The sequence below is a fragment of the Psychrobacillus sp. OK032 genome (genome assembly GCF_900111345.1).
Classification (GTDB): domain Bacteria; phylum Bacillota; class Bacilli; order Bacillales_A; family Planococcaceae; genus Psychrobacillus.
In genome coordinates this window covers 200287-227055 of sequence record NZ_FOGY01000006.1, presented here as the reverse complement: position 1 = coordinate 227055, position 26769 = coordinate 200287, and the positions used below count along the sequence as shown (strand labels likewise).

Sequence of the window (26769 nt, the reverse complement as noted above, 5' to 3'; positions counted from 1 at the left end):
ACCTCATAGTCTATTATTCTATAATGCCTTTGCTTTTTAATTCTTGCACATACTCATCGTCAAAACCTGGTATACTCTTTAAAACTTGTTCTGTATGTTTACCTAGCGTTGGACCAGCCCATTTAATACTCCCAGGTGTTTCGCTTAGTTTTGGTACTATACCAGGCACTTTTAGCGTTCCTAAATTCTCTACTTCTAAATCGCAAATCATATCTCTAGCTAAGTAATGTGGGTCTTCCATAATGTCACTGACACTATAAATTGCTCCTGCTGGAATGCTATTTTTATCTAAAATAACTAACGCATCTTCTAACGAGTGCTGTTTAGTCCAAGATTCTATAATTGAATCTAGATATTCCGAATGTTTAACACGCCCATCGTTAGTCTCATATTTTGGATCATTACACAGATCCAGTCTTTCAATCGCAGTCATGAGTCTTTTAAATATTCCATCGCCATTTGCTCCTATGACTACATATTTACCATCTTTACACAAGTAACTATTAGAAGGCGCTATACCTGGTAATGTACTTCCGGAACGTTCCCGTACTATCCCAAATTGATCATATTCAGGGACTGTACTCTCCATCAAACTAAATATAGCTTCATATAGAGCTACATCTATAAATTGTCCATCTCCTCCCTTAACATCACGATGATAAATAGCCATTAGTGCCCCAATAACAGCATATAAAGCAGCTACGGAATCACCTAAGCTAATTCCCACTCGTGTAGGTGGTCTATCTTCATGACCTGTTAAATAACGAATTCCTCCCATCGCTTCACCAATACTTCCAAATCCAGGTTTGTTTTTATACGGCCCATCTTGTCCATATCCAGATACTCTTACCATAATAATTTTTGGATTTATTTCTTTTAAAGTTTCATAACCAATTCCCCAGCTTTCTAAAGTTCCAGGTTTAAAATTTTCAATAATAACATCTACTTCTTTAGCTAATTTTTTTATTATTTCTTGAGCTTCTTCTGTTCGTAAATCTAGGGTTACACTTTGTTTATTTCGAGATTGTACATACCACCATAAGGAAGTACCTTCGTGTAAAACCCTCCATTTTCTAATTGGATCCCCTTTTTTAGGTGGTTCAACTTTAATAACTTCTGCTCCAAAGTCTGCAAATAATCTACCGGCAAAAGGTCCTGCGATGAGAGACCCCAATTCTAAAACTTTTATTCCTTCTAGTGCACCCATTTTTTTCTTTTGGTTCATAATTCCACCTCTTCACAATCATTTTGAAAGCGCTTTTATTTATAATTTTTGGATAATTTGAATAATACACTAACCCTATATCCTTTGTCAACCGTTGACGGTCTACCGTGAATGGATGTAATATCTAAGTGATTGCTATATTGGTTTAGCTTATTGCCTATATGTATAATAAGAATAATTAGAGGTGAATTGGAGGCCCATATGAGAAAAATACAAAAAACGGATCTGTTGCATAACCAGGTTTATAATATAATTAAAGAACAAATTATGAATGGTGACATTCTTCCAGGTGAAAGAATAATTGAAACGAGAATAGCCGAGCAGCTAGGGGTAAGTAGAGGAACTATTAGAGAAGCATTTCAAATGCTATTAAAAGATGGTCTACTAATAAGAAATGACAAAATTATATCTATTTACAAACCAGACAAAAAAGAAATCTCAGATGTATATGAATGTAGAATAAGTATTGAGTCTTTAGCCGCGAAGTTAGCTACTCAACGTATTTCTTCAAATGAAATAGTGCAGCTAGAAAAAGTGATTTCAGATTCAAAGCAAGCATTGAAAGACAACAATAAGAAAAATTTGACCATTCTTAACCAAGCTTTTCACGATATCATTCAAACAGCATCCAATAATGAACAACTGATAAAAATCTGCGATACTATTAAAACTAAAATATTATTTATTAGAACACGGATATTAAAAGAACATTTGAGTGATTTTAGTGATTTTGTAGAAGATCATGAAAAGATATTTATTGCCATTAAAAATCAAGACGCCAATTTAGCGGAAAAAGAAATGAGAATCCATATTGAAAGTAGTTTTAAAACAATATTAGATGCTATCGAATCTAAGTAAAATGTGAATTGTTCCTTACACAAGGGCTTTTTAAAAAAGTATCCAATTACCACGCTAACAAAGGCATTATATTATGAATGACAAATAAAGGAGGATTCAACTATAAATTATTCAACTGCTAAATGGATCGTAGTTAGTTTAGGTAGTGCAGCAATTGCGGCTATTTCCACTTATTTCTATCTAGACGAAAAAGATATGATGATTCCCTTCTTATCAATTATTATCGAACCGTTCATTATGATAACGATGCCCCCTGTCATCATTTTACTTGCCGCTATGCTCATGGCAAATAACGAAAAAGAAAAAGACATAGATACAGAAAAACGAATCTCCGTTAAAAATTTCAAAAGAGCGCTTGTTCTTATTGCTGGGCTCCTTTCTTATAAGCTATTTACAGGTTATTTTTCGAAATAATTTCAAGTATCACTAGGGAAGCCCTCCAATGTATCGAAAACTTTCGATTAATTGGAGGGCTATTTTTATACGCTAGTAATTAGGGTTATTCCGAAATAAGGCTTCTTTCCTTACGTACATAAACCTGATTCAAAATCAGTGCACCAAACATTTGGATAACCGTCTTCACGATAATTTGTCCCAAAATAGCGAATGGCACAGCTTCCCAAGGAAGAAAATTGGCACCAAGTGGACTTAAGCCAATTACTACGAAAATCGCAGAATCTAGAAACCCTCCAACAATACCGCTATAGAACACACGCCATGCCATTGGTAGTTTTAACCTCGTATAGATCTCGGTATCAGCTGTTTCAGCAATAACAAATGACAGTGCGGATGCCAGCACTATTAATAGCGTGTCCCCAAGCATGGATGAAACCAATGCGGATAGGGCCAAAGCTAAAACAATAAATAAATACGTCTTTGACCTTCCGTATTTATTTTGTACAAGATCGCGGAAAATGAAGGTCGCTCCGATCAAAAGAGTTCCCATAGGGACGATAAACATTCCAAATTGCAATGGCGCAAATGCTGCGGTTACCACATTTGCGGTGACAATAGATAATAAATAAAATAAAATTCTCATGATGTTACTCCTCAAACAATTATTTTGTGGCTATACGCCTCTTTTATTTCCCCAAACGAGAGCGTGCAGCTGTGGTAGTACTTTGACATCTCTTAATTCCTCATCTGCAATCACCCAGTCGATCAGCTCTTCGTACTTCTCTAATAAATGGTTGACTAGCCGTGGATTGTCAGTCGCCGTAATATCATCATTACCGACCTGGAGATAAAATGGGATTGTTGGGTATCGAAGGTGAACTTGCTTCGCATACTCATAATCCGCTTGATCGAATACAACTATTTTGAGAGAGATATGCTGCTCGCTGTTTCGATTTTTAAGTTTACCTAAGATATCAGTGAGCACGGTAAAATCCGTGAGCATTCCGGAACTAGGAGGCTTTGGTGAAATCGTCAGTTCATCGATATCATGCAGCCATTCCTGCCATTTGCTTCCTTGTGTCTCCACTCCTATCTTTATATCGTTTTCTTTTAAAATAGCAATAACTGATTCCAAATTTCGAAGAAGAGCAGGATTCCCACCAGAGAGCGTAACATAGGAAAAACCATTGCCTCCAAGGCGTTTTAATTCAGACCAAATCTCTTCTGCAGTCATTTGTACAATTAGATGCTTGCCGCTACCATCCCATGTAAACGATGAATCACACCAAGAACAAGAATAGTCACAGCCTGCAGTTCGAACAAACATTGTCTTCTGTCCTACTACCATTCCCTCACCTTGAATCGTCGGTCCAAAAATCTCCATAACAGGTACCTTACTCAACTTCCATCCACTCCCTTCTCGCTTCAGCATAGCTAGTCGGAGTTTCATACAGTTTGATAAATTCTACACGCGCCCCGTTATATCGTTGTTCATCAAGTAGGGCTTTAGCTAACTTTTCGTAAATCCAGACAACGATATTTTCTGCCGTTGTATTCATCGGTGGAAGGGTTTCATTTAAATAACGATGATCTAAATAAATCTCTATTTTTTGTTTCCATATTTCTTTTATATCGCCAAAATCAATCATCAAACCGCGTTCATCCGTGTATCCACTCAATCCTAATACGGCACGATACGTATGACCGTGCAGATTTTTACATTTCCCTTCATAGTTATGTAAATGATGGGCAGCATCGAAAGTAAATTCTTTGCTCACGAGAACACGTTTGGAATGATGCTTTAATTGATTACTTTGTATATCTACATCTATTTTTTGAAGCTTATCGACAATTCTAAAATCGGTCATGCCTCAGGACTCCTTCTTGAAGTTTAAATATTCTTCAAGCCCTCTATTTCTCAGCTTGCATGCCGGGCATTCCCCACAGCCATCTGCAATGACACCGTTATAGCAGGTCAGCGTTTTTTCTCGAACGAACTCAAGTGCACCAAGGCTATCAGCAAGCTCCCATGTTTGTGCCTTTGTCAGCCACATAAGTGGCGTATCAATTACAAAGGTATCATCCATTGTTAAATTTAATGTTACGTTTAAGGATTTAACAAAAATATCTCGGCAATCGGGATATCCGCTAAAATCTGTTTCACAAACCCCAGTCACAATATGCTTGGCTCCTACTTGGCTCGCTAAAACTCCGGCAAATGAAAGAAAGAGTAGATTTCTCCCGGGCACAAAAGTCGATGGCAGCTCACCTTCTTCTCCGTCTTCTACCTCGATGTCATCTCGAGTTAATGCATTCGGTGCAAGCTGATTCAAAAGCGACATATCCAAAATATGATGCTTAATACCGAGCTCTTCTGTTATCTCTTTCGCACATTCAATTTCAAGGCTATGCCTTTGCCCATAATCAAAAGTCACGGCCTCAATCTCTTTAAAACGTTCTTTTGCCCAGAATAGACAAGTCGTACTGTCCTGTCCTCCGCTAAACACAATGATTGCCTTTTCCTGCTTCATCTGTAAAACTCCCTTATAACGAAAAAACAGCACCCTAAAAAGAATGCTGTTTTCTTCTTAGTTTTTTAAAGAGGGTAGCTAAAAACCTCTTCCTTCGTCATACGAACTATTCAATTTAGCGATTATCTATTTTTTCTGGGTATAGATCATGGTTCATCAAACGATAATTTGCTATTTCTTCATATTTAGTACCTGGTCTCCCGTAATTGCACCATGGATCAATGGAAATCCCACCACGCGGTGTAAACTTGCCCCAAACCTCAATATACCTTGGATCAAGTAATTTAATTAGATCGTTCATGATGATGTTCACGCAATCTTCATGGAAATCACCATGGTTTCTAAAACTAAACAAATATAACTTTAGTGATTTACTCTCTACAATTTTTTTATCCGGTATGTACGAGATGTACATCGTCGCAAAATCAGGCTGTTGTGTAATTGGGCATAAACTAGTGAACTCTGGGCAATTAAATTTGACGAAATAATCACGATTGGAATGTAGACTATCTACCGACTCCAATACCTCAGGCGCATACTCAAATGAATATTGAGTTCCCTGATTACCTAACAATGTTAAATCCTTTAAACCTTCTTCTTGGCTTCTGCCAGACATAATAAAAAACCTCCCTGAAAATGTTTCCCAACACTTTTAAAAGAGGCATCACCAATCAATCTATTCCAAACTTTGGATATTACATAAAAAAGCCATGTCCAAATATGGACATGGCGAAAAGTCATGTATCCATAGTTTTTTATAGAGGGTATCAGCTATGAACCTCTCCCGATTAAGTCGGGTACTTATTCATCATATAGAATACTTTGGAAAACGTCAAATAAGGATTTATATAGTTTCTTTACAATATACCTTCCCTCCATTAAACTTTTAACGATAACACGCTTTGTTTTAAAGAGGACATGCACTAGACGTAATGTCTCGAGGAGGAATAATACATGCACAACATCGAAAATATTTTAGAAACTAAAGATTTTATTATGACTAAAACGGACCACCGTCCTGTAGTTGGACTGATTTTAGGATCAGGACTAGGAAGCCTTGCGGATGACATTCAAAATGCTGTTAAAATCCCTTATAGCGAAATTCCACACTTTGCAAAGTCGGAAGCAATTGGACATGCGAACGAACTCGTTATAGGAGAGTTGAATGGCAAGATCGTTGCAGCTATGAAAGGTCGTTTTCATTATTATGAAGGGTTCACTTTAGATGAGGTAACTTTCCCAGTACGTGTGATGAAAGCGCTAGGTATTGAAAATATTATCATTACAAATGCTTGCGGTGCTGTGAATACAAGCTTTAGCCCTGGAGATTTAATGTTAATTACGGACCATATTAACTTAACAGGTGCTAATCCATTAATTGGACCAAACAACGACAAACTAGGAACTCGTTTCCCTGATTTATCAGAGGTATATAATAAGGAGCTTCGTAGTATTGCAACGAAAGTAGCGAATGAGCAAAATATACCATTACAGCAAGGTGTATATGCTTGGTGGAGTGGCCCTACTTATGAAACTCCTGCTGAAATTCGTATGTTCCGCACATTAGGAGCTGACGCAGCAGGTATGTCAACGGTACCAGAAGCGATTGTAGCTACTCACGGCGGTATGAAAGTACTTGGTATTTCTTGCATAACGAATATGGCAAGTGGAATATTAGATCAGCCGTTGAACCACGATGAAGTAATTGAGGTTGCTAGTCAGGTAAAGGTAAAATTTATAGGATTGGTAAAAGGAATTTTAGAAGAGATTTAATAAATTTCAAAAAAGGTCCCTGTGTCAGAAACAATTCTAAATTGTTTGCGACACAGGGACAAAAAAATCACTTTCACAACTCATTATATTTTTTCATATCCTCCACAAAAGCTCTTACTTTTTCCTCTTTTGTCGCCCATGATGTTACTAATCGAATCGCCGAATGAGTAGAATCAACCTTTTGCCATACAATAAATGCGTAGTTTTTTTGAAGCTCCGCAATAAGTGCATTCGGTAATATTGGAAAGATTTGATTCGATGGAGAATAGGTCAAAAATGAAAAATTGGCATTGCTACATTCTTCCCTAAGAATGGTTGCCATCTTATTCGCATGCTGGGCCAATTCGAAAAACAAATCATCCCGGAATAGTTCATAAAATTGACTACCTAATAGTCTCCCTTTTGCTAGAAGAGCCCCTTTTTGCTTCAAATGAAAACGAAAGTCTTCTTTTAAAGAATTACAGCAAATAACTAATGCCTCTCCTAAAAGTGCACCGTTCTTCGTCCCACCAATATAGAAAGCATCCACAAGTGATGGAATGTCACGTAGCTTTAAGTCATTATCATCAGAGCACAGCGCTGACCCCAGTCTTGCCCCATCCATATATAATATAAGATTATGCTCTTTACAAAAATCTCTTAAATCCGTCAGTTCACTCTTCATGTAGATAGAGCCAATTTCTGTTGAATTTGATAGGTAAACCAACTTTGGTTTTACCATATGTTCATCTGTATGGAGGTCCAGAACTTCTTTTATTAGAGAGGGATTCAGTTTTCCATCTTTCGTTTCTACCGAAACGACTTTATGTCCAGTAGCTTCAATTGCACCTGTTTCATGTGTGAATATATGACCTGTACTAGCAGCGATTGCCGCTTCATGTGGTCGAAGAAAAGCGGAAATTGCCGTTAAGTTTGTTTGGGTCCCGCCCGATAATAGGTGTATATCAACATCCTGCCTCTCTAATTTCTCCTTCAAAAGCTCGATTGCTTTTTGAGTAAAGCTATCATCTCCATAGCCTTCTTCTTGTACAAAATTCGAATCTATTAAAGCCTGCAAAATTCTAGGATGTGCTCCTTCAGCGTAATCAATCTTGAAGCTATACATATAAATTCCTCCACTCGAAAAATAGCGTTATTGCTTATTAGATATCGTAACATATCATGCTAAATTATCTATATTGAACCCAGAAGCAGCACATGGGCAATATTAAGTTAATCAAATGAAACGTAACGGTTGTACTGGCAGAGAATGAACGAAAATTAGTAAGAGACCATTCCTTTTATAGATATTTTTGTTTTGTGGTGATTCAATTATATCAAAAGGATGGTTTTCTTGTTTTTTATGCATAAAAAACGCCCCAAAAGTGCTCACTTTTGGGGCATCCCTTTTGTATCGTCATTAAGTCCGTTTTAATCATTCAAAAAGAGTTTTATAAATTTTTTTTCATTTTATTTGCTGCCCAGTTTCCAAGCGATTGAATGCATTGTACAATAATGATGAGAATAATTACAGTTACCATCATGACTGGTAAGTCCCACTGTTGATAACCATATCTTAGGGCAAGATCACCCAATCCACCTGCCCCCACTGCACCTGCCATGGCAGTAGCTCCTATTAAACCGATCGTAGCGATCGTCAAGCAAAGTAAAATGCCGGGTCTGGCCTCTCTTATCATAATGCGTCTGATGATCTGAGTGCGGGATGCTCCCATAGACAAATAAGCTTCGATGACACCCTGATCTACCTCGAGCAAAGCCGTTTCCATAAGTCTGGCGATAAAAGGAGCAGTATATACAATAAGTGGTACAACCGCTCCTTCTATACCAATGGCAGAACCCACAAGAATTTCAGTAAAAGGAATGATGGCGACCATCAAAATGATAAATGGCACAGAACGGATAATATTTATTATGATATTTAGAATCTGAAATATCCAGCGATTCGGCGCTAAATGGTTTGGCCGTGTAATAACTAACAGGATCCCTAATGGAATTCCAATTAAAGTTGCGATAACTAGGGAAATCACGACCATCATTAACGTTTCATATATCGATAAAGTAAATAGCGGTGTCAATTCTAGTAATCTCTCTGTCATGTATTTAACACCTCTTGCTTACCTTCTTTTTGGGCTTGAACTTCAACATGGTAAACCGCTCCCTTAATATAGGAAATAGCTTCTTCCACGATATCTCTTTCTCCTGAAAGTTGAATAATGAGAATACCTAAAGCAGTCCCTTTTATAGAAGTGATTGAACCATATAAAATATTTGTATCCACAGCAAATTTTGAAGAAATATTACCGATAACCGAGTCCATTGCTGCATCTCCACGGAATGTTACCCGCAATCTTGTTGTATAAGAATTCACTTTCTTAATCTTGTTTACCATTTCCTCTGGCATTTCATCATTAAAAATAGTCCGCATAAAATTTTTAGTTGTATTGTGTTTTGGTACGCTAAAGATATCAAGAACACTACCTTGTTCAATTACTTGTCCATTTTCCATGACTGCTACTTGATCGCAAATTTTCTGAATGACATGCATTTCATGTGTGATAAGAACAATTGTTAGCCCTAATTTTTCATTAATATCCAGCAATAAATCAAGGATTGATTCAGTAGTCTGAGGGTCTAATGCAGAAGTTGCTTCGTCACACAGCAGGATTTCTGGATCCATCGCTAGTGCGCGAGCAATACCTACACGTTGTTTCTGTCCTCCGGAAAGTTGCGATGGATATGCCTCTGCTTTATCTTCCAATCCCACAAGTTTAAGCAATTCATCTACTTTCCTTTTGATTTCCTGCTTAGATACTTTATTCATACGAAGAATTTCAGCCACATTGTCAAAGATATTATAAGAACTCAACAAATTAAAATGTTGAAAAATTATCCCTATTTTCTTTCGAGCGCCTCTTAATTGCTTTTCATTGAGTTCCAAGAGATCTTGTCCACTGACAATCACCTTTCCACTCGTAGGTTTTTCCAAGAGGTTAATCATACGTAACAAGGTGCTTTTACCAGCGCCGCTGAAGCCTATTACACCATATATCTCGCCTTTTCTCACACGGATGGTAACACCTTTTAAGGCCTCTACTTCACGTTTATCTACTCTAAATGTTTTGTGAATATCTATAAGCTCAATCATTTTTATGCTCCTTGCTCAGTTAAAAGGGTCTTCAGCGTGTCTTATAACTCCGTCATATCTTTCCTCGACAAATTTCTTTACTTCTTCTGCATGATATAATTCTACTATCCTTTTATATGCCTCATTATCTTTATTTTCTTTAGTCGTTACTACCACACCCATAAATTTTTCTTCATTATTTAGGTACATGGCATCCTCTTTTGGCTTATAGCCCTCTTGTAAGGCAAAATTGCTGTTTAAAGTTGAAGCATCTAGACTTGTCATTGCTCTAGCTAGCATGGCAGATTCCAGCTCTTTGAATTTTAGCTCTTTTGGATTTTCAGCTATATCTAGTACAGTTGCATTTTTATCATCAGTTCCAGGTTTTAGTTTGATAAGTCCAGCATTTTGATAAACATATAATGCTCTTGAACGATTGACTGGATCGTTTGGTAATCCTACTGTAGCTCCTTGTGGAAGATCTTCAACACTATCGTATTTTGTTGAGTATAACCCCATAAGCATAGCAACCGATTTTCCAATTGAAACAAGATCTGCATTATGGTCTTCGTTAAATGTCTCTAAAAAGGGAAGGTTTTGATACGAATTTAAATCAATTTCTCCTTTTTCAAGGGCTCTGTTTGGAAGTATGAAATCATTAAAAGTGACAACTTCTAACTTAATTCCTTCTTTTTCAGCGAGTTTTTTAACTTCATTTGTAATTTCTTCATGTGGCCCCGCTGTCACGCCAATTTTAATAACTTTATCAGCTTCACTTCCTGAAGCTTCTTCATTTCCCGCACATCCCACTAATAGGATTACGAGACCAATGGCAATTATTATTTCGTATAAAGTTCTTTTCATATGTATGCCTCCACTTATATTTACAACTTAATAATGTTGTTACCATTAAAATAAAATAAACGTACCTGTCAATTTAATTTTTAGCCATTTAAATGGTATCATTTTTATTTATTGTCCTATTCTAATAACTCAGGTTGTTTTCTCACAATGCTATTCCAATAAGGTTGGAAGCTAAACCAACCGATATCTTCCGTTCCAATTTGGCTTCTTGTCAGCTTTGCTACTTCGTCTGGAATTAAAATCGGTTTCCCTAATGATTCTGCATTGATTTGTACATGGCAGGCACGATCCATTGCCATAAACCACCATGCAGCCGCATCAACGGTTGCTCCAACTGTCAATAATCCATGGTTTTGAAGAATAAGAGCCTTGTTGTTTCCTAGAACTTCTCCAATGACCTTACCCGTTTCCGTTTCTAAAACCTCTCCTGAGTAGCTATTAAACAAAGCATGATCATTGTAGAAATAGCAAGAATCCTGAGTAATTGGGTCAAGTAAACGTCCCTGTGTTGAGAATGCAGTTCCATAAATCGTATGAGCGTGGGCACAAGCTACAACATCAGGGCGAGCTGCATGAACTTGGGAGTGAATGGCAAAAGCTGCTTTATTTAATAATCCTTCTCCTTCAACGATGTCACCATTGTGATTCACAAGCAATAAATCTGAAGTTTTAATCGAGTCAAAATGTAAGCCCATAGGATTTACCCAGAAGCAATCTAGTCGTTCTGGATCACGTGCCGTAATATGACCAGCAACTCCAGCGTCATAACCATAGTGAGCGAATATACGAAAAGCCCCAACAAGATGTTCTTTCCTATACGTTCTTTCTTCCTCAATTGAATTCAAAGTGGGTTTTCCAGGTCTAGTAAAATGATCCATTTTTCATATTCTCCTAACTTTTCTGTTTTTTTATACAAAGCCAATATATGTATAATTCCAATTATTCATATTGGTTTTTATATAACAAGTTTATATACTTTTTAAAAAATGTCAAATAGTAAAAAAATTACAATAATTTTTCAAGGCAAATAAAGTCTCTTCAATTAAGAAGAGACTTTATTTGTTCGACGCCATCTTATTATCTTTCAAGTCATTAAAACTTGCAGGAGCTAGCACCTTATCTAAAAAGCATAATAACAGATTGCAGAGGTGTCATAGGGTTGTACCCTCTACCTCTCTGGATAAGAAATCTATATTGAACTATTATAATATTATAAAGTACCTACCATACCGCCATCTATATTTACCGATGTACCTGTAACATAAGAAGCTGCATCTGAAACAAGGAATGTAATAATTTTAGCTGCTTCTTCTGTATTTCCGATACGTCCAAGAGGAATTTTGCGATCTTCTCTTGAAAACTGTTCCCATGATAGTTCTGGTGCTTGATTTTTCCACATTTTTTCTACTTGTTCACTTCGAATCCAACCAATACATACAGTGTTTACACGAATATTGTCCGGACCAAGATCTTTACTCATTGCCTTTGTAAGAGCCATACCTGCTGCTCTGCTAACTGAAGTAGGTAATGAAGATGCAGGAGGGGTTTTTCCAATTGCCGCTGTCACATTTATTATTGCACCTCCGCCAACTTGTCGCATATATGGTAGCACATAGCGAGAACAATGAATGGCACCAAATAGTTTTAAATCAAGATCTTGTTGCCAAAGTTCCGTTCCTACTTCTTCAAAGGGACGAGCTTGAGAAGTACCGGCGTTATTAACTAAAATGTCTAAACGTCCATATTGTTCTACTGTAGAAGTGACAACCCTTTTACAATCTTCTTCCTTTGTAACATCCGTTTCTATGTATAATACTTCCTTGCCTGTTTGTTCAAATATATAAGCTGCAGCCTCTTTTAAACGGTTTCCATTTCTTGCACAAATGGTTACTTTAGCTCCTTCTTTTACTAAAAGAAGAGCCGTTTCCATTCCAATTCCTTTACTTGATCCTGTAATTAGTGCAACTTTTCCCTCTAATCCTAAATTCATATTGAGCTCCTTTCTTAATATAAATAAATCATTTTATATCTATATTACACTTAATTTCTTAGTTAGCTTCTCAACCTATTTTTCCTCTTTTAATTTCAACCACCATTTTTACTACTTGGTAGAAATCATATAAAAGGAGAGATTAACTAAGTTTCTCCTGAAAAATATATTTTTTCAGCATGTATCCTTGACATAGTATTTCAAGATTATAATACTATGTCAAGTTATTAAATAGTGGTTTTTTAAACTTTTTATAACTTTATAACTACTTAGTTTTGTTATTATTCCCCATCGAGAAAATACCTGTTATGGTAATATTACAATAAGCAAAAGGACCTTTTGGTTTAGAAAATGACTAATCGTTATTCCTTTTTCTTTCTTAAACGAACGCATGGGGTAGGAGAGATGAACATGCAGCATTTAAGTCAATTCCGCTATTAGAATATCCTCTTCAAAGTTCATATCCCACATATTTCGCCGTTCGTTCTACAATCGCCTCATTAGAAACTAGTAGTTATACTCAAAAAAATTCATGAGTTAATACTCCCAAGCCTCAATGTATCAATAAAGATTACGAACACAATAAAGGCGGTGTGAGCGAAGCATTCATTTTCAATATTGTTTCATGATTTAAGTTCTTCAACGTAATTAAATCTATACAATCGTTATAAATTAGCGTAGCTCCACCCCTTTTTCACAATAAAGAGAAGCGAACCAACTGAGAGCTCGCCGTTACTTATGGTACGGTTCACCGTATCTATCGAACTAGTAGTTTCTTATTCTCCAGAGGGGTCAGAAGAAGGAAGCACACTACACTCGAAGTGGTTTAATTTAGATGATTAATAAATGTAAGGGAACTTGTTTCGTCCCTAAAAGTTATTTGTTATTTTTTCTGCTAATTGTTGTGGTTCTGTACCAGGTACAAAAATAACGTTAATGCCTACGCGACCTCCAAAACGTATGATGTAGTTTGGTAAATCAGTACTGCGCGTGCTCCAAAGTCAGAATCTGGTGTTTGCCCACCATGAATTGCTACAGTTTCAAAATTACAATGCTTCAATTTTAAGTTGCCTTTTTAAATAGAATTTCCCGGATATTAATTAAAGCAATCTTATCTTTACAAAACTAACCTGCGAACTATATTTTAACGAGTTACATTGTTAAAACACAAGTTCTGTGATAGGGTTAGTACATAATTAATAATCTGATAATTCCGAGAAGTTAGGAAAGGTGGATTTTACTAATGAAATATGGTTTTTGGTTGCCGGTTTTCGGAGGTTGGCTACGTAATGTAGAGGATGAAAAAATGCCAGCTACATTTGATTATGTTAAAAAAGTGGCACAAAATGCGGAAAACTTAGGCTATGATATGACACTCATTGCGGAGTTAAACTTAAATGATATTAAAGGAATGGAAGCCCCTACATTAGATGCATGGTCTACAACAGCAGCAATTGCAGCAGTTACAAATAAATTAGAGATTTTAACTGCCATCCGCCCTGGGTTTTACAATCCTGCATTATTTGCAAAAACAGCGGCGAATATCGACCATATTAGTGGAGGTAGATTATCGCTAAATGTTGTTTCCGCTTGGTGGGAAGAGGAAGCGCACCAATATGGCGGTGTTTTCACTGCTCACGATGAGCGCTATGCGCGTACAGAGGAGTTCCTTGAGGTACTAAAGGGCTTATGGACGCAAACACCATACTCATACAAAGGCAAATTTTACGAATATAAAAATACGTACTTATCACCTAAACCAATTCGAGATCAACATATCCCCCTATATGCGGGTGGAGAAAGTGAAGCTGGAAAACAAACAATAGCAGAAACTTGTGACTCATACGTTATGCATGGTGGCACTATTGAAGAGGTCCAAGAGAAGATTGAAGATATGAGAAATCGACGTTTACAACTTGGCAAAGTACCATTTGATACGTTTGGAATGTCTGCCTATATTGTTTGTCGTGATACAGAGGAAGAGGTCCAAGCTGAGCTTGCTCGCATTCAAAATATACAAGAGGATAGCCCTGGTTATGCAGGCTATCAAGATTTCATTAGCAAATCTCAGCTAAATGTCAAAGTGAGCTTAGAGGATTATTCGGTATCAAACCGTGGTTTACGTCCGAACTTAATTGGTACACCTGAGCAAATTGCGAAAACAATTTTAGCGTATGAAGAGGTTGGCGTGAACTTACTCATTCTTCAATTCTCTCCACAACTGGAAGAAATGCAGCGCTTCTCTGAAAAAGTAATGCCAATCGTTGAACAGCTTAGATCTCAAAAGTTAGGGGCTAAATAATATGTCGAAAATTTATGTTATCCACGAAAATGATGAATGGACAATTCATTTAACGAAACGATTAGAAGAATTAAAGCTACCTTACGAAGTATGGCATTTAGATGAGGGTATCGTTGATTTGACAGCACCCCCTCCAGAAGGTGTTTTCTATAGTCGTATGAGTGCTTCATCCCATACTCGCAATCACCGTTATGCACCAGAATTAACAGCAGGTGTGCTTGCATGGTTGGAGTTTCACGGACGTACAGTATTTAATGGCACAAGTGCACTATCGTTAGAATTAAGTAAAATTAATCAATACCTTGCATTAGAAAAAGCAGGCATTCGCACTCCTAAAACAGTCGGTGCAGTTGGGAAACAGCAAGTCATAAAGGCTGCTGAAATATTAGGGAAAGCTTCCTTTATTACAAAACATAACCGTGCTGGAAAAGGATTAGGCGTACAATTATTCCACTCCATCGATGCGTTAAAGGCTTACTTAAACAGTGAGCTATATGATGAACCGGTGGACGGTATTACGTTAATTCAGGAATACATCAAAGCACCAGAATCGTTTATTACACGCGCTGAATTTATAGGCGGTAAATTTGTTTATGCAGTAAAAGTAGATACATCAAATGGTTTCGAACTTTGCCCAGCAGACGCTTGCCAAATCGATGATCTGTTTTGCCCTGTCGGCGAACAAGTAGAAGAAAAGCCGAAATTCGAAATCATCCACGAGGTTGATTCAGAACAAATTGCACAATACGAAGCTTTTTTACAGGCCAACAAAATCACAGTGGCAGGGATTGAATTTATTTCGGATGAGACTGGTACAGTGTACACTTATGACATTAACACAAACACAAACTATAACAGTGATGCAGAAGCGAAGGAAGGCAAGTACGGCATGCTTGAGCTAGCCAAGTTCCTAGAAAAAGCATTAGAAGCACAAAAACTAACCGTATAAAGAACAAAAGCGCAAGCGCCTGTGTTAGAGGAATAAGTCTAAGTTCGCGACGAGCTGTGCGCTGGAGCAAGGCGCTGGAGTCTGGACGTAGAGGTTCTTGTAGGAAGTTATCCACATGTCTAGAATATTGTAATTTCCTAAAGCAGGAAAGAGCCGTTTCAAAACCTCCTTTTGGAGAATTTTGAAACGGCTCTTTTAGTTTATAAATGTATAGGTCCCTCAGGCCCAACCGGAAATCCTAATAAGTACCAAACAATAACTAGTAGGATCCACACGATTCCAAAGAATACAGTATACGGGAATAAAGCTGAAATTAAAGTTCCTAATCCAATGTTTTTATCATACTTTTTCGCAAATGATAGCAACAAGACTAAATATGGAAGCATCGGTGTAATTGGATTTGTAATAGAATCCCCTACACGATAAATTGCCTGCGTAAACGCTGGATCATAATCCAAATACATAAACATCGGTACGAATATTGGCGCTAATATTGCCCATTTTGCTGATGCACTTCCGATTAATAAGTTCACACATGCAACAAAAATGATGAATAGGACGATTAAAGGAATACCTGTAATCCCAGCACTATCCAAAATGTTTGCCCCTTTGATTGCGATAATCGGACCAAGGTTACTAGCCGCAAAGAATGAAAGTAATTGAGCTGCAAAGAATACCAAAACAATATACGGCCCCATCGTGCTCATAGACTTCCCTAACATATTCCCAAAGTCTTTTGAGCTCTTAATAGACTTAGAACCAATTCCATAAAACAGTCCCGGAATAAAGAAAAATACCGTTAATAGTGGTACAATCCCATTAATTAATGGTGAACCCTCAATAATAGAACCTGTTTCAGGATTACGTAAAAGTCCGTTTTCAGGAATGATTAACGCTAATAGAATAAGCACAAAAGCAACTGCGGAAATGCCCGCCCATCGGAGTCCTCGCTTTTCTTCAGTTGAGACAACTTCCATTTCTTCCACTTCCCCTGTATAAGCACCAAAACGAGGAATCGTAAACTTATGCGTAACCCATAGCGAAACGAATAATAACACGATGGTTGAGACAGCGATAAAATAATAATTCATCGCCGGATTTGCTACATAACTTGGATCCACCGTTTGCGCAGCAGGTCCCGTAAATCCAGCAACTAGCGTATCTGACATACCGATTATTAGGTTAGCCGCAAATGCCCCTAACGTCGAAGCATATGCGACAACTAATCCAACTAAAGGATGATAACCAAACGCCATCAAGACTGCGGCAGCTAGCGGAGGTAAAACAATTGGACCTGCATCTCCCGCAGCATTCCCAATAATGGCAATAAGAATCACGCTTGGAATGATCAGCTTTTTAGGTGTCGCCATCACCGCACGCTTCATAAGTACCGCAAAGAAACCACTTTGTTCCGCTAGACCAATCCCAATCATCATGACAAGAACCATACCAAGAGGAGCAAATGAACTAAAGTTCGTAACGGAATTCGTCAAAATATTAACTAGACCATCACCGGTTAAGAGATTAGTTGCTTTTACTGTTTCTCCAGTAACTGGATGAATTGCAGATACATTAAATAATGAGGTTACAAAAGAGGCCGCTAAAGCTATCCCGCAAAGAATGATAAATAATACAATCGGATCCGGCAATTTATTACCGGCAAACTCTATTGAATCGAGCATTCGGTCAAAAAACGACCTTTTCTTTTTTACTGTATTTTGAGCCATAATTTCTCCTTCTAAGCTGTTTATTTATTTTGAGTTAGAGTTAAGGCAGTAAACACATGGAATTTTAGGCCATCCATAAAAGCATTTTCATCAATGTCAAATTTCGGATGATGATGTGGATGTGTTATACCTTTTTCTATGTTTCCAGCACCTATAATAACAAAGCAAGCAGGCAACTCATCACTAAAAGCGGAAAAGTCTTCTCCTCCAAGTATCGGATTAACCCATTCAAGCTTCTTTTCCGATAAATGCTCGTTTATTACACCTACTACTTGGTCTGTTACTTCCTTATCATTCATAACAGATCCATAACCATACATATAAGAAACCTCTACTTCAGCACCATTTGCCTTTGCTATTCCTTCCGCAACATCTATTATGCGGTTTTTGACAAGTTCACGGACGTCCGCGCTAAGTGTTCGAACAGAACCACCAATTTCTACTGTATCTGGAATAACATTCAGTGCTTCCCCGCCAGCGGTAAATTTAGTGACAGACACTACACCCGCTTCTAAAGGAGCTACTGAACGAGAAATGATATGATTCAATCCTGTTACAATTTGTGCACCTGTAGCAAGAGGATCTATCGTCAATTCTGGCGTGGAAGCATGTCCACCTTTCCCTTGAACCGTCATTTCAAATACATCGCTTGCTGCCGTAACAGCACCATAACGAATATGGATAGTACCAGTTGGAACCGTTGAAAATAGATGAACGCCTACCACTTGATCTACCCCGTCAAGTACACCTGCAGCCACCATTTCTTGTGCTCCACCCGGTGGTAATTCTTCGGCATGTTGGAAAATGAAAACCAATTCACCACTTAAATCATCCCGGTTATCTTTTAAAACTTTTGCCGCTCCTAAAAGCATTGCCGTATGACCGTCATGTCCGCATGCATGCATCACACCATCATTTGTCGATACGAATGGCAAATCTGTTTCTTCTTTTATAGGAAGAGCATCCATATCCGCACGAAGCGCAATTATTTTTCCAGGGTTACTCCCTTTTAAACGTGCCACTACACTCGTTTTAGTAGGTCTTGATAATTCAAAACCACCAAAGCTTTCGAGTAGATCATACACATATTGAGATGTGTTATATTCTTGAAATGAAAGTTCTGGATGTTGATGTAAATGTCTGCGCCATCCAATTACCTCTTGATATACATCCTCTATTTGTTGAAGAACTTTATTTAATTCCATCTAGATAAACCCCTCTTTCACTTAATAAATTTCGCTTACCGCTCCGGCACTTTAGTGTGCTAATACGTTATAATATACATTGTTTTATACAATATTTCAATATACTTATGGAAAATTGCTAATAAATTGATAGATATTTGCGAATATTTTTTTGAAAGTGATGTTACTAATTTAATGTTCAATTCAGTAAAGGAGACCTAAACAAAAAGAAACACGCAATCACAGTATGCGTGTTTCTTTTTGTTTATATGTGGATATTGCTTCATTTCTAAAACAAACGTAAAAGTGCATCTATGCTACCTTTGCGTTGTGTCCCTTTACATCTACAACAGGATTAAAAGAATTAATTTATGGTGTGACAATAAGTTTTCCTGCTTTTTATATACGAACCGACTCAATCTGAAGGCTTTCGAGAATTTCGCTTTTTTTGCGAGCAAGTAATTCACTACCACGATTTCTTGGACGTTGCTCAGCAATATGAAATTCGCGGTCAATTTCACCAGGTTTACCTGCTAGTACTATGATACGGTCACACAAATAAAGAGCTTCGTCAATGTCATGAGTGACCATAACGACAGTGAGTTTTTGCTCCTGCCAAATATCTAACACCAAATCTTGAAGTTGCATTTTTGTAAAGGCATCTAGTGCACTAAATGGTTCATCCATTAAAAGTAAACCTGGATTTGCAGCCAGTGCTCTAGCTATAGCAACACGTTGTGCCATCCCGCCTGATAATTGCTTTACATAGAGATTTTCTGCATCACCTAGCCCAACTTGCTTTAAAAAGAAACGGGCAATTTCTTCATTGTCCTTTTTCCCGTTGGTTAAGCCAAATTCGACATTTTCCAGTACGGTAAGCCAAGGAAAGAGGCGCGCTTCCTGAAAAACGACACCAATTTCTTTATGTGGGCCATTTATCGTATCACCGTGTATTTGTATCTTCCCTTGGTAGCCTTGATCGAGACCTGCAATGGTACGCAAAATGGTACTTTTACCAGAGCCACTTTTTCCAAGTAATCCGATAATCTCCCCTTTTTTCACGTTGAAGGAAACATTTTTCACACCATTGTTACCTTCAAATATACGTGTAAGCCTGTCAATTTCTAAAATCATCATCTAGCCTCCAATGACACTATTATCACGCCATGATAACACTTTATTTTCTACTATCTTTACTAGCCAATCCGTACATTTCCCAACGACGGCAAATAAAAAGATGCTTGCGATAATTAAGTCTGGAGAAGAAGAGTTTTGACCTATAACGAGTAAATAGCCTAATCCCTGACTAGCTCCCATTAATTCTGCTGCAACGACGAACATCCAACCAAGTCCCAAGCCACTACGTAAACCTGTAAAAAAAGAAGGGAAAGTAGCTGGCAAAATTATTCTACGAACAAGTTCAAAATGGCTTAAACCATAAACTTTACCAACTTCAATGAGCTTTCGATCGACATTTAAAATACCACTTACCATATTTAAATAAACTGGGAAGAATACACCGACCGCGATTAAACTAATTTTAGAAGGCTCCCCAATTCCCATCCATAGTATGAATAGCGGTACCCATGCTAGTGATGGAATCGATTTAAAGGCTTGAATAATCGGATCAAATAAGCGTTCAGCTTTACTATAAAATCCAACGACAGAGCCAAGTAAAACAGCTATGATTGTGCCTATTAAACTACCGATGATTACACGAGAAAATGTAATACCGAGATGCGACCAAAGTGATCCATCTTGTGCTAATCCTACAATTGTTTCTACTACAGCTATCGGTGAAGGAAGCTGATAGGATGGAATGAGCTCAGTAAAAGTTACAATTGACCACACAGCAAGGAGCAATATAGGAATAACTAGACTTAGGGTAATAGCCGACCAATTAGCACTCGTTCTTTTTGCACGTTTTTTACGTTCTTTTACCGTTAAGACTAGCGGCCCGGTCAACTCTATATCCTTTTTACTCATTTACAATCCCTCACTTTCCAGCAGTTTCAGCATATTTCGGTTCAATTAGCTCATCGATTGTTTCCTCTAAATTCACATCTTCTTTCACAACACCTGTTTGTTGAAGGATTTCCCCCGCTTCTTTAATAGCTTTCTTTTGAGTATCTGAAGGTACATACTCATCAAAGTTTGTACGTTCTAATTGTTTTTTGGCTGTAGCTAAATCAATTTGCGCTTCCTCTGCTATAATTTCAGCAGCTTCCTCCGGGTTTTCAATAATCCAGTTACGTGCTTTCTCGTAAGCATTAATAACAGTTTCAACTGCTTCTGGGTGTGTGTCAGCGAAGCTTTCCCGCACGTTTAAAAAGTTATATGTGTTGAAATCTGGGTTACGGTAAAATAAATCAGCATCTGATTCTAATTCCGCTGTTGCCATAATTGGGTCAAGTCCAGCCCATGCAACGACATCCCCTTTTAATAGAGCCTGATAGCCATCATTATGCTGTAGATTAACGAACTCAATATCCTTTTCAGATAATCCAGCTTCATTCAAAGCACGGAGTAAGAAAATATATGGATCTGTTCCATATGTTGCAGCAACTTTTTTTCCTTTCAAATCTTCAATAGATTGAATGCTTGCATCCTTCGTGACAAGCGCAGTCCATTCTGGCTTTGATAATATATAAACATTTTTAATTGGAACGTCCTTCGATTTAGAAATTAATGTTGCCGCACCAGCAGCAGAACCAAAGTCAACGCTATTACTCGATAGAAACTCTAATGCCTTGTTACTACCTTGACTCAACGTCCACTCGACTTTTACTTTGTCCGCTTCAAAAGCTTCTTCTGCCCAACCGAATTTTTTTAATATTAAACTAGTTGGTGAGTAATAAGCGTAGTCTAGTCTAACTGTTTCTAATTCTTTCTCAGATGCACTACCACTGCAAGCTTGCAGTACCAGTGAAGATACTAATAAAAATACAATTGGAATAGTGAGTTTAAATTTTCTTTTCATCTATAATTCCCCCTAAGTTGTTTGTAAAATCGTTTTATTTAACGCTTGATTTAAGTCTTCTTTCAGATCTTCAATGGATTCAATCCCAACAGAAAGGCGAATTAACTCTTCCGTTACACCTGTTTTTATCAAGTCTTCGCCTGAAAGTTGTTGATGTGTTGTTGATGCCGGATGAATGATGAGCGATTTTGCATCACCTACATTTGCAAGATGGGACCAAAGCGTCGTTTCATCTAATACTTTTGCAGCTGTCTTACGATTCCCTTTTATTCCAAAGACGATGATTCCGCCAAAGCCATTTTTAAAATATTTTTGTGCATTTTTATAGGAATCATGAGATGGAAGCCCCGGATAGCGAACCCAATCTACAGCTTCATGGCTTTCTAAGTAACGTGCCAATTCCAACGCGTTTTCATTGTGACGATCCATACGTACGTGTAATGTTTCGAGACCTAATAGAAGTAAGAACGCATTAAATGGTGATAAGGAAGCCCCATAGTCTCGTAAAAGTTGTGAACGAACCTTCGTCGCAAATGTTTGAGCACCAAATTTTTCATAAAAGCGGATGCCCTGGTACGTTGGATCTGGCTCTGTGAATTCTGGGAAACGTCCATTATCCCAAGGGAATTTTCCACTGTCGATAATGACGCCTGCAATAGCTGTACCGTGTCCACCAATCCATTTCGTTGCACTATGCACAACAATGTCAGCTCCCCATTCGATTGGCTTTGAAATATAAGGTGTAGTAAATGTGCTATCAATAACAAGTGGTACGCCATGTGCATGGGCAATTTCTGCCGTTTTTTCAATATCTAAAACATGCAGACTTGGATTGCCAATTGTTTCTGCAAATATCGCCTTTGTCTTATCTGTTATTTTTTCTGCGAATTGCTGTGGTTCTGTACCAGGTACAAAGATAACGTTAATGCCTGCACGACCCAAAGTAGAGGCAAGTAAATTGTAAGTACCTCCATAAATATTAGAAGATGCAATAATTTCATCACCTGGCTTAGCCAATGTTAGCAGAGCTAAAGTAATAGCCGCTTGACCTGATGAAGTTGCTACAGCCGCTACCCCTCCTTCAAGCTGTGCCATTCGCTTTTCAAACACATCAACAGTTGGATTACTCATACGCGAGTAAATATGGCCTTCTTCCTCCAATGCAAATAAGCTACGTGCATGTTCACCACTTTCAAAAACGTATGATGTAGTTTGGTAGATTGGTACCGCGCGTGCTCCAAAGTCAGAATCTGGCGTTTGACCACCGTGAATTGCTACAGTTTCAAAATTATAATGCGTCAATTTTATTCCCCCTTTTTTAAATGGAATTTTCCGAATATTAATTATAAGTAATCTTATCCTTACAAAACCAACCTGTCAACTATATTTTAGTGAATTGCATTGTTAAATCACGAGTTATATGGTAGGATTAATTTGTAATTAATAATCAGATAATTCTAAGAAGTTTGGAAAGGTGGATTTACTAATGAAATATGGTTTTTGGTTGCCGGTTTTCGGAGGATGGCTACGTAATGTAGAGGATGAAAATATGCCAGCTACATTTGATTATGTTAAAAAAGTGGCACAAAATGCGGAAAACTTAGGCTATGATATGACACTCATTGCGGAGTTAAACTTAAATGATATTAAAGGAATGGAAGCTCCTACATTAGATGCATGGACTACAACCGCAGCAATAGCAGCAGTTACGAATAAATTAGAAATTTTAACTGCAATCCGCCCAGGGTTTTACAATCCTGCATTATTTGCAAAAACAGCGGCGAATATCGACCATATTAGTGGAGGTAGATTATCGCTAAATGTTGTTTCTGCTTGGTGGGAAGAGGAAGCGCACCAATATGGCGGTGTTTTCACTGCTCACGATGAGCGCTATGCGCGTACAGAGGAGTTCCTTGAGGTACTAAAGGGCTTATGGACGCAAACACCATACTCATACAAAGGCAAATTTTACGAATATAAAAATACGTACTTATCACCTAAACCAATTCGAGATCAACATATCCCCCTATATGCGGGAGGAGAAAGTGAAGCTGGAAAACAAACAATAGCAGAAACTTGTGACTCATACGTTATGCATGGTGGCACTATTGAAGAGGTCCAAGAGAAGATTGAAGATATGAGAAATCGACGTTTACAACTTGGCAAAGTACCATTTGATACGTTTGGAATGTCTGCCTATATTGTTTGTCGTGATACAGAGGAAGAGGTCCAAGCTGAGCTTGCTCGCATTCAAAATATACAAGAGGATAGCCCTGGTTATGCAGGCTATCAAGATTTCATTAGCAAATCTCAGCTAAATGTCAAAGTTAGCTTAGAGGATTATTCGGTATCAAACCGTGGTTTACGTCCGAACTTAATTGGTACACCTGAGCAAATTGCGAAAAGAATTTTAGCGTATGAAGAAGTTGGAGTGAACTTACTCATTCTTCAATTCTCTCCACAACTGGAAGAAATGCAGCGCTTCTCTGAAAAAGTAATGCCAATCGTTGAACAGCTTAGATCTCAAAAGTTAGGAGCTAAATAATATGTCGAAAATTTATGTTATCCACGAAAATGATGAATGGACCATTCATTTAACTAAACGGTTAGAAGAATTAGCGCTACCTTACGAAGTATGGCATTTAGATGAGGGTATTGTTGATTTGACAGCGACTCCTCCAGAAGGTGTTTTCTATAGTCGTATGAGTGCTTCATCCCATACTCGCAATCACCGTTATGCACCAGAATTAACAGCAGGTGTGCTTGCATGGTTGGAGTTTCACGGGCGTACAGTATTTAATGGCACAAGTGCACTATCTTTAGAATTAAGTAAAATTAATCAATACCTCGCATTAGAAAAAGCAGGCATTCGCACTCCTAAAACAATCGGTGCAGTTGGGAAAGAGCAAGTCATAAAGGCTGCTGAAAAATTAGGGAAAGCTTCCTTTATTACAAAGCATAACCGTGCCGGCAAAGGATTAGGCGTACAATTATTCCAATCTATTGATGCGTTGAAAGCTTATTTAAACAGTGAGCTATACGATGAACCGGTGGACGGCATTACGTTAATTCAGGAATACATTAAAGCACCGGAATCATTTATTACACGCGCTGAATTTGTAGGCGGAAAATTTGTTTATGCAGTCAAAGTAGATACATCAAACGGTTTCGAACTTTGCCCAGCAGACGCTTGCCAAATCGATGATCTATTCTGTCCTGTCGGCGAACAAGTGGAAGAAAAGCCACAATTCGAAATCATACACGAGGTAGATCCAGAACAAATCGCACAATACGAGGCATTTTTACAAGCCAACAAAATAACAGTGGCAGGGATCGAATTTATCTCAGATGAGAACGGTACTGTGTATACTTACGACATTAATACAAACACAAACTATAACAGCGATGCAGAAGCGAAGGAAGGCAAATACGGCATGCTAGAGCTAGCCAAATTCCTCGAAAAAGCATTGGAAGCACAAAAAGTATCAGTTTAAATAGTAAGGGCCGTTTCAAGACCTCCTTTTGGAGAATTTTGAAACGGCTTTTTTATGACCCTGCGTTAAAAACAGACACGAAAGTTTAAACATTCATGTTTGTTTGAATAAACGTGAATGTCTAACACAGGGTCGCTTTAATCCGTTCTATCTCAAACTTCATCAAATGCATTCAAAGCATTGACGCCATGAGCTAAAGCTGAGCCAGCTTTCAAGGCTGTAGCAACAAAGATAGATTCGGCCACTTCTTCTTTCGTCGCTCCTTTTTTCTTAGCGGCTTTCACATGCAAAGAGATGCAGTATGGGCAGCCAGTGGTATGAGCAACAGCGATTGCAATTAGTTCTTTTTCTTTCACTGATAAAAGTCCTTCTTTTAGCGATAAAGTATCGAAGTTGATGAAAGCGCTGAATACTTCTCCGTTAAGCTTTGAGAATTCAGATAGTCGGCTAAAGTATACTTCTTTATAAAGCTCCTCATCTGCTGTTTCGTCATAAGCATTCAGGGCATTAACGCCATGAGCCAGGGCTGATCCGGCTTTTAAAGCGGTCGCCACCATTATGCTCTCGGCCATTTCTTCTTTTGTGGCATTAAGCTTTTTGACATTTTTGACATGAAGGTCAATGCAGTACGCGCAACCGGTTGTATGTGCTACCGCTACCGCGATCAACTCCTTCAGTTTTGCGGAAAGTGCATTTTCCTGCAATGCAAGTTTATCAAATTGGACAAAAGCTTTAAATGTTTCCGGAGCAAGCTTACCAAATTCAGGCAGTCGGGAAAAGTTTTTTTTCTCGTATAGGTTTTTGTTTTCTGTTAGGTTCATTTTTAATATTCTCCATTCTGTTTTTGGATTTCTAACGGGCAAAGGCAAATACGTTCATACCAATAGGTGGTGAGATTAATGCGATTTCTACTACATAAAACAATCATGACGCCGAACCAGATTAAGTCAAAATTCTGAGCTTGTAGAATCGGTAATAAGATGGGTATAGTTACAACCATCATCGTGTGTTCGATACTTGTTCAAGACCTAATTCCTTAGCCAAGAAGTCTTTATTTATTGAAATTGACTTTTGAACAGCATACAAATCACACCCTTCTAATATTTTTAATATTTATAATATTTAATGTTTTAAGTATATGTCATCCTTACTTATTATCCAATACTTGTTAATGTTAAATTTATTATTTTCCTATAAATAATAAAAGACTCTAAAACAAATGGAGTTGTCTTAGAGTCTCTCTTTAAATCTACAAAACATTCTTAATAGCGCGTGACACTAGATACGCCGGCATGGGTTCATGAAGTTTCCAAATAATGCTCACTGATTTACTTCCTGAGTGGCTTATATAATCAGCTGTTCCTAAGAAAAC

General features: G+C 37.8%; 26 protein-coding genes and 1 riboswitch. Of the genes, 7 read left to right on the top strand and 19 right to left on the bottom strand.

The window, feature by feature from the left end:
• Nucleotides 1-13: 13 nt before the first annotated feature.
• Complete coding sequence (locus BMZ04_RS13480) at nucleotides 14-1228, bottom strand: CaiB/BaiF CoA transferase family protein (protein ID WP_369802669.1); 1215 nt, start codon at nucleotides 1226-1228, stop codon at nucleotides 14-16.
• Nucleotides 1229-1426: 198 nt separating this feature from the next.
• Here BMZ04_RS13480 and BMZ04_RS13475 point away from each other — a divergent pair, with 198 nt between their 5' ends.
• Both BMZ04_RS13475 and BMZ04_RS13470 read left to right on the top strand, forming a co-directional pair.
• A complete protein-coding gene (locus BMZ04_RS13475) occupies nucleotides 1427-2083 on the top strand; it encodes a GntR family transcriptional regulator (protein ID WP_093271527.1) in 657 nt (218 codons plus the stop codon).
• A 195-nt stretch (nucleotides 2084-2278) separates the two neighbouring features.
• A complete protein-coding gene (locus BMZ04_RS13470; RefSeq protein ID WP_093271524.1) occupies nucleotides 2279-2497 on the top strand; it encodes a hypothetical protein in 219 nt (72 codons plus the stop codon).
• 85 nt (nucleotides 2498-2582) lie between these two features.
• Here the strand turns inward: BMZ04_RS13470 and BMZ04_RS13465 are convergent, their stop codons facing one another.
• The 5 genes from BMZ04_RS13465 to queF all read right to left on the bottom strand — a co-directional run bounded on the left by BMZ04_RS13465 (nucleotide 2583) and on the right by queF (nucleotide 5626).
• Nucleotides 2583-3122: a VUT family protein gene (locus tag BMZ04_RS13465; protein WP_093271520.1), complete on the bottom strand. Its 540-nt coding sequence runs from the start codon at nucleotides 3120-3122 to the stop codon at nucleotides 2583-2585.
• Between the two features lie 30 nt (nucleotides 3123-3152).
• Nucleotides 3153-3881, bottom strand: a complete 729-nt coding sequence (gene queE / locus BMZ04_RS13460) for a 7-carboxy-7-deazaguanine synthase QueE (protein ID WP_093271515.1) — start codon at nucleotides 3879-3881, stop codon at nucleotides 3153-3155.
• Complete coding sequence (queD, locus tag BMZ04_RS13455; protein ID WP_093271510.1) at nucleotides 3874-4347, bottom strand: 6-carboxytetrahydropterin synthase QueD; 474 nt, start codon at nucleotides 4345-4347, stop codon at nucleotides 3874-3876. Before queD ends, queE begins: the two co-directional genes overlap by 8 nt.
• 3 nt (nucleotides 4348-4350) lie before the next feature.
• Nucleotides 4351-5010: a 7-cyano-7-deazaguanine synthase QueC gene (queC, locus tag BMZ04_RS13450; protein WP_093271507.1), complete on the bottom strand. Its 660-nt coding sequence runs from the start codon at nucleotides 5008-5010 to the stop codon at nucleotides 4351-4353.
• Between the two features lie 115 nt (nucleotides 5011-5125).
• Complete coding sequence (queF, locus tag BMZ04_RS13445; RefSeq protein ID WP_093271502.1) at nucleotides 5126-5626, bottom strand: preQ(1) synthase; 501 nt, start codon at nucleotides 5624-5626, stop codon at nucleotides 5126-5128.
• Between the two features lie 338 nt (nucleotides 5627-5964).
• Here queF and BMZ04_RS13440 point away from each other — a divergent pair, with 338 nt between their 5' ends.
• The gene (locus BMZ04_RS13440; protein ID WP_093271497.1) at nucleotides 5965-6783 is read left to right on the top strand and encodes a purine-nucleoside phosphorylase; all 819 of its coding nucleotides are present in this window, start codon (nucleotides 5965-5967) and stop codon (nucleotides 6781-6783) included.
• Nucleotides 6784-6856: 73 nt separating this feature from the next.
• Here BMZ04_RS13440 and BMZ04_RS13435 read toward each other — a convergent pair whose 3' ends face one another.
• The 6 genes from BMZ04_RS13435 to BMZ04_RS13410 form a co-directional block, all read right to left on the bottom strand.
• Nucleotides 6857-7888 (bottom strand): threonine aldolase family protein, encoded by a 1032-nt coding sequence (locus BMZ04_RS13435; protein WP_093271493.1) that lies wholly within the window; start codon nucleotides 7886-7888, stop codon nucleotides 6857-6859.
• Nucleotides 7889-8213: 325 nt separating this feature from the next.
• Complete coding sequence (locus tag BMZ04_RS13430) at nucleotides 8214-8879, bottom strand: methionine ABC transporter permease (protein ID WP_093271489.1); 666 nt, start codon at nucleotides 8877-8879, stop codon at nucleotides 8214-8216.
• Complete coding sequence (locus BMZ04_RS13425; RefSeq protein WP_093271484.1) at nucleotides 8876-9928, bottom strand: methionine ABC transporter ATP-binding protein; 1053 nt, start codon at nucleotides 9926-9928, stop codon at nucleotides 8876-8878. The genes BMZ04_RS13430 and BMZ04_RS13425 overlap by 4 nt, the downstream gene beginning before the upstream one ends.
• Nucleotides 9929-9943: 15 nt before the next feature.
• The gene (locus BMZ04_RS13420) at nucleotides 9944-10771 is read right to left on the bottom strand and encodes a MetQ/NlpA family ABC transporter substrate-binding protein (RefSeq protein ID WP_093271481.1); all 828 of its coding nucleotides are present in this window, start codon (nucleotides 10769-10771) and stop codon (nucleotides 9944-9946) included.
• A 116-nt stretch (nucleotides 10772-10887) separates the two neighbouring features.
• Nucleotides 10888-11649, bottom strand: coding sequence for a class II aldolase/adducin family protein (locus BMZ04_RS13415; protein ID WP_093271477.1), 762 nt, complete (start codon nucleotides 11647-11649; stop codon nucleotides 10888-10890).
• A gap of 196 nt (nucleotides 11650-11845) precedes the next feature.
• Nucleotides 11846-11958, bottom strand: a riboswitch (SAM riboswitch).
• A 23-nt stretch (nucleotides 11959-11981) separates the two neighbouring features.
• Nucleotides 11982-12761, bottom strand: coding sequence for an SDR family NAD(P)-dependent oxidoreductase (locus tag BMZ04_RS13410; protein WP_093271474.1), 780 nt, complete (start codon nucleotides 12759-12761; stop codon nucleotides 11982-11984).
• 1243 nt (nucleotides 12762-14004) lie between these two features.
• On the opposite strand from BMZ04_RS13410, the gene BMZ04_RS13405 reads away from it, so the two are divergent.
• A complete protein-coding gene (locus BMZ04_RS13405) occupies nucleotides 14005-15063 on the top strand; it encodes an LLM class flavin-dependent oxidoreductase (protein WP_093271471.1) in 1059 nt (352 codons plus the stop codon).
• A 1-nt stretch (nucleotide 15064) separates the two neighbouring features.
• The gene (locus BMZ04_RS13400) at nucleotides 15065-16012 is read left to right on the top strand and encodes an ATP-grasp domain-containing protein (RefSeq protein WP_093271468.1); all 948 of its coding nucleotides are present in this window, start codon (nucleotides 15065-15067) and stop codon (nucleotides 16010-16012) included.
• Between the two features lie 200 nt (nucleotides 16013-16212).
• Here BMZ04_RS13400 and BMZ04_RS13395 read toward each other — a convergent pair whose 3' ends face one another.
• The 6 genes from BMZ04_RS13395 to BMZ04_RS13370 all read right to left on the bottom strand — a co-directional run bounded on the left by BMZ04_RS13395 (nucleotide 16213) and on the right by BMZ04_RS13370 (nucleotide 23205).
• Complete coding sequence (locus BMZ04_RS13395) at nucleotides 16213-17739, bottom strand: AbgT family transporter (protein WP_093271465.1); 1527 nt, start codon at nucleotides 17737-17739, stop codon at nucleotides 16213-16215.
• A gap of 20 nt (nucleotides 17740-17759) precedes the next feature.
• Complete coding sequence (locus BMZ04_RS13390) at nucleotides 17760-18944, bottom strand: M20 metallopeptidase family protein (protein ID WP_093271460.1); 1185 nt, start codon at nucleotides 18942-18944, stop codon at nucleotides 17760-17762.
• A gap of 378 nt (nucleotides 18945-19322) precedes the next feature.
• Entirely contained in the window at nucleotides 19323-20057 is a 735-nt protein-coding gene (locus tag BMZ04_RS13385; protein WP_093271453.1) for an ABC transporter ATP-binding protein, read from the bottom strand.
• 3 nt (nucleotides 20058-20060) lie between these two features.
• Complete coding sequence (locus tag BMZ04_RS13380; RefSeq protein WP_093271448.1) at nucleotides 20061-20909, bottom strand: ABC transporter permease; 849 nt, start codon at nucleotides 20907-20909, stop codon at nucleotides 20061-20063.
• Between the two features lie 10 nt (nucleotides 20910-20919).
• Complete coding sequence (locus tag BMZ04_RS13375) at nucleotides 20920-21903, bottom strand: aliphatic sulfonate ABC transporter substrate-binding protein (protein ID WP_093271444.1); 984 nt, start codon at nucleotides 21901-21903, stop codon at nucleotides 20920-20922.
• Between the two features lie 12 nt (nucleotides 21904-21915).
• On the bottom strand, nucleotides 21916-23205 hold the full coding sequence (locus BMZ04_RS13370; RefSeq protein WP_093271440.1) for an O-acetylhomoserine aminocarboxypropyltransferase/cysteine synthase family protein: 1290 nt from the start codon (nucleotides 23203-23205) through the stop codon (nucleotides 21916-21918).
• Nucleotides 23206-23389: 184 nt separating this feature from the next.
• On the opposite strand from BMZ04_RS13370, the gene BMZ04_RS13365 reads away from it, so the two are divergent.
• Nucleotides 23390-24448, top strand: a complete 1059-nt coding sequence (locus BMZ04_RS13365) for an LLM class flavin-dependent oxidoreductase (RefSeq protein WP_093271435.1) — start codon at nucleotides 23390-23392, stop codon at nucleotides 24446-24448.
• Nucleotide 24449: 1 nt separating this feature from the next.
• Nucleotides 24450-25397 (top strand): ATP-grasp domain-containing protein, encoded by a 948-nt coding sequence (locus tag BMZ04_RS13360; protein WP_093271430.1) that lies wholly within the window; start codon nucleotides 24450-24452, stop codon nucleotides 25395-25397.
• A 152-nt stretch (nucleotides 25398-25549) separates the two neighbouring features.
• Here the strand turns inward: BMZ04_RS13360 and BMZ04_RS13355 are convergent, their stop codons facing one another.
• Nucleotides 25550-26218: a carboxymuconolactone decarboxylase family protein gene (locus BMZ04_RS13355; protein WP_093271426.1), complete on the bottom strand. Its 669-nt coding sequence runs from the start codon at nucleotides 26216-26218 to the stop codon at nucleotides 25550-25552.
• Nucleotides 26219-26769: the final 551 nt, after the last annotated feature.

Excerpts from the sequence above, each read along its gene's own strand:
- BMZ04_RS13475 (WP_093271527.1), top strand. The coding sequence starts at position 1,427 with ATGAGAAAAATACAAAAAACGGATCTGTTGCATAACCAGGTTTATAAT.
- BMZ04_RS13470 (WP_093271524.1), top strand. The coding sequence starts at position 2,279 with ATGATGATTCCCTTCTTATCAATTATTATCGAACCGTTCATTATGATA.
- BMZ04_RS13465 (WP_093271520.1), bottom strand. The coding sequence starts at position 3,122 with ATGAGAATTTTATTTTATTTATTATCTATTGTCACCGCAAATGTGGTA.
- queD (WP_093271510.1), bottom strand. The coding sequence starts at position 4,347 with ATGACCGATTTTAGAATTGTCGATAAGCTTCAAAAAATAGATGTAGAT.
- queC (WP_093271507.1), bottom strand. The coding sequence starts at position 5,010 with ATGAAGCAGGAAAAGGCAATCATTGTGTTTAGCGGAGGACAGGACAGT.
- queF (WP_093271502.1), bottom strand. The coding sequence starts at position 5,626 with ATGTCTGGCAGAAGCCAAGAAGAAGGTTTAAAGGATTTAACATTGTTA.
- BMZ04_RS13440 (WP_093271497.1), top strand. The coding sequence starts at position 5,965 with ATGCACAACATCGAAAATATTTTAGAAACTAAAGATTTTATTATGACT.
- BMZ04_RS13435 (WP_093271493.1), bottom strand. The coding sequence starts at position 7,888 with ATGTATAGCTTCAAGATTGATTACGCTGAAGGAGCACATCCTAGAATT.
- BMZ04_RS13430 (WP_093271489.1), bottom strand. The coding sequence starts at position 8,879 with ATGACAGAGAGATTACTAGAATTGACACCGCTATTTACTTTATCGATA.
- BMZ04_RS13425 (WP_093271484.1), bottom strand. The coding sequence starts at position 9,928 with ATGATTGAGCTTATAGATATTCACAAAACATTTAGAGTAGATAAACGT.
- BMZ04_RS13420 (WP_093271481.1), bottom strand. The coding sequence starts at position 10,771 with ATGAAAAGAACTTTATACGAAATAATAATTGCCATTGGTCTCGTAATC.
- BMZ04_RS13415 (WP_093271477.1), bottom strand. The coding sequence starts at position 11,649 with ATGGATCATTTTACTAGACCTGGAAAACCCACTTTGAATTCAATTGAG.
- BMZ04_RS13410 (WP_093271474.1), bottom strand. The coding sequence starts at position 12,761 with ATGAATTTAGGATTAGAGGGAAAAGTTGCACTAATTACAGGATCAAGT.
- BMZ04_RS13405 (WP_093271471.1), top strand. The coding sequence starts at position 14,005 with ATGAAATATGGTTTTTGGTTGCCGGTTTTCGGAGGTTGGCTACGTAAT.
- BMZ04_RS13400 (WP_093271468.1), top strand. The coding sequence starts at position 15,065 with ATGTCGAAAATTTATGTTATCCACGAAAATGATGAATGGACAATTCAT.
- BMZ04_RS13395 (WP_093271465.1), bottom strand. The coding sequence starts at position 17,739 with ATGGCTCAAAATACAGTAAAAAAGAAAAGGTCGTTTTTTGACCGAATG.
- BMZ04_RS13390 (WP_093271460.1), bottom strand. The coding sequence starts at position 18,944 with ATGGAATTAAATAAAGTTCTTCAACAAATAGAGGATGTATATCAAGAG.
- BMZ04_RS13385 (WP_093271453.1), bottom strand. The coding sequence starts at position 20,057 with ATGATTTTAGAAATTGACAGGCTTACACGTATATTTGAAGGTAACAAT.
- BMZ04_RS13380 (WP_093271448.1), bottom strand. The coding sequence starts at position 20,909 with ATGAGTAAAAAGGATATAGAGTTGACCGGGCCGCTAGTCTTAACGGTA.
- BMZ04_RS13375 (WP_093271444.1), bottom strand. The coding sequence starts at position 21,903 with ATGAAAAGAAAATTTAAACTCACTATTCCAATTGTATTTTTATTAGTA.
- BMZ04_RS13365 (WP_093271435.1), top strand. The coding sequence starts at position 23,390 with ATGAAATATGGTTTTTGGTTGCCGGTTTTCGGAGGATGGCTACGTAAT.
- BMZ04_RS13360 (WP_093271430.1), top strand. The coding sequence starts at position 24,450 with ATGTCGAAAATTTATGTTATCCACGAAAATGATGAATGGACCATTCAT.
- BMZ04_RS13355 (WP_093271426.1), bottom strand. The coding sequence starts at position 26,218 with ATGAACCTAACAGAAAACAAAAACCTATACGAGAAAAAAAACTTTTCC.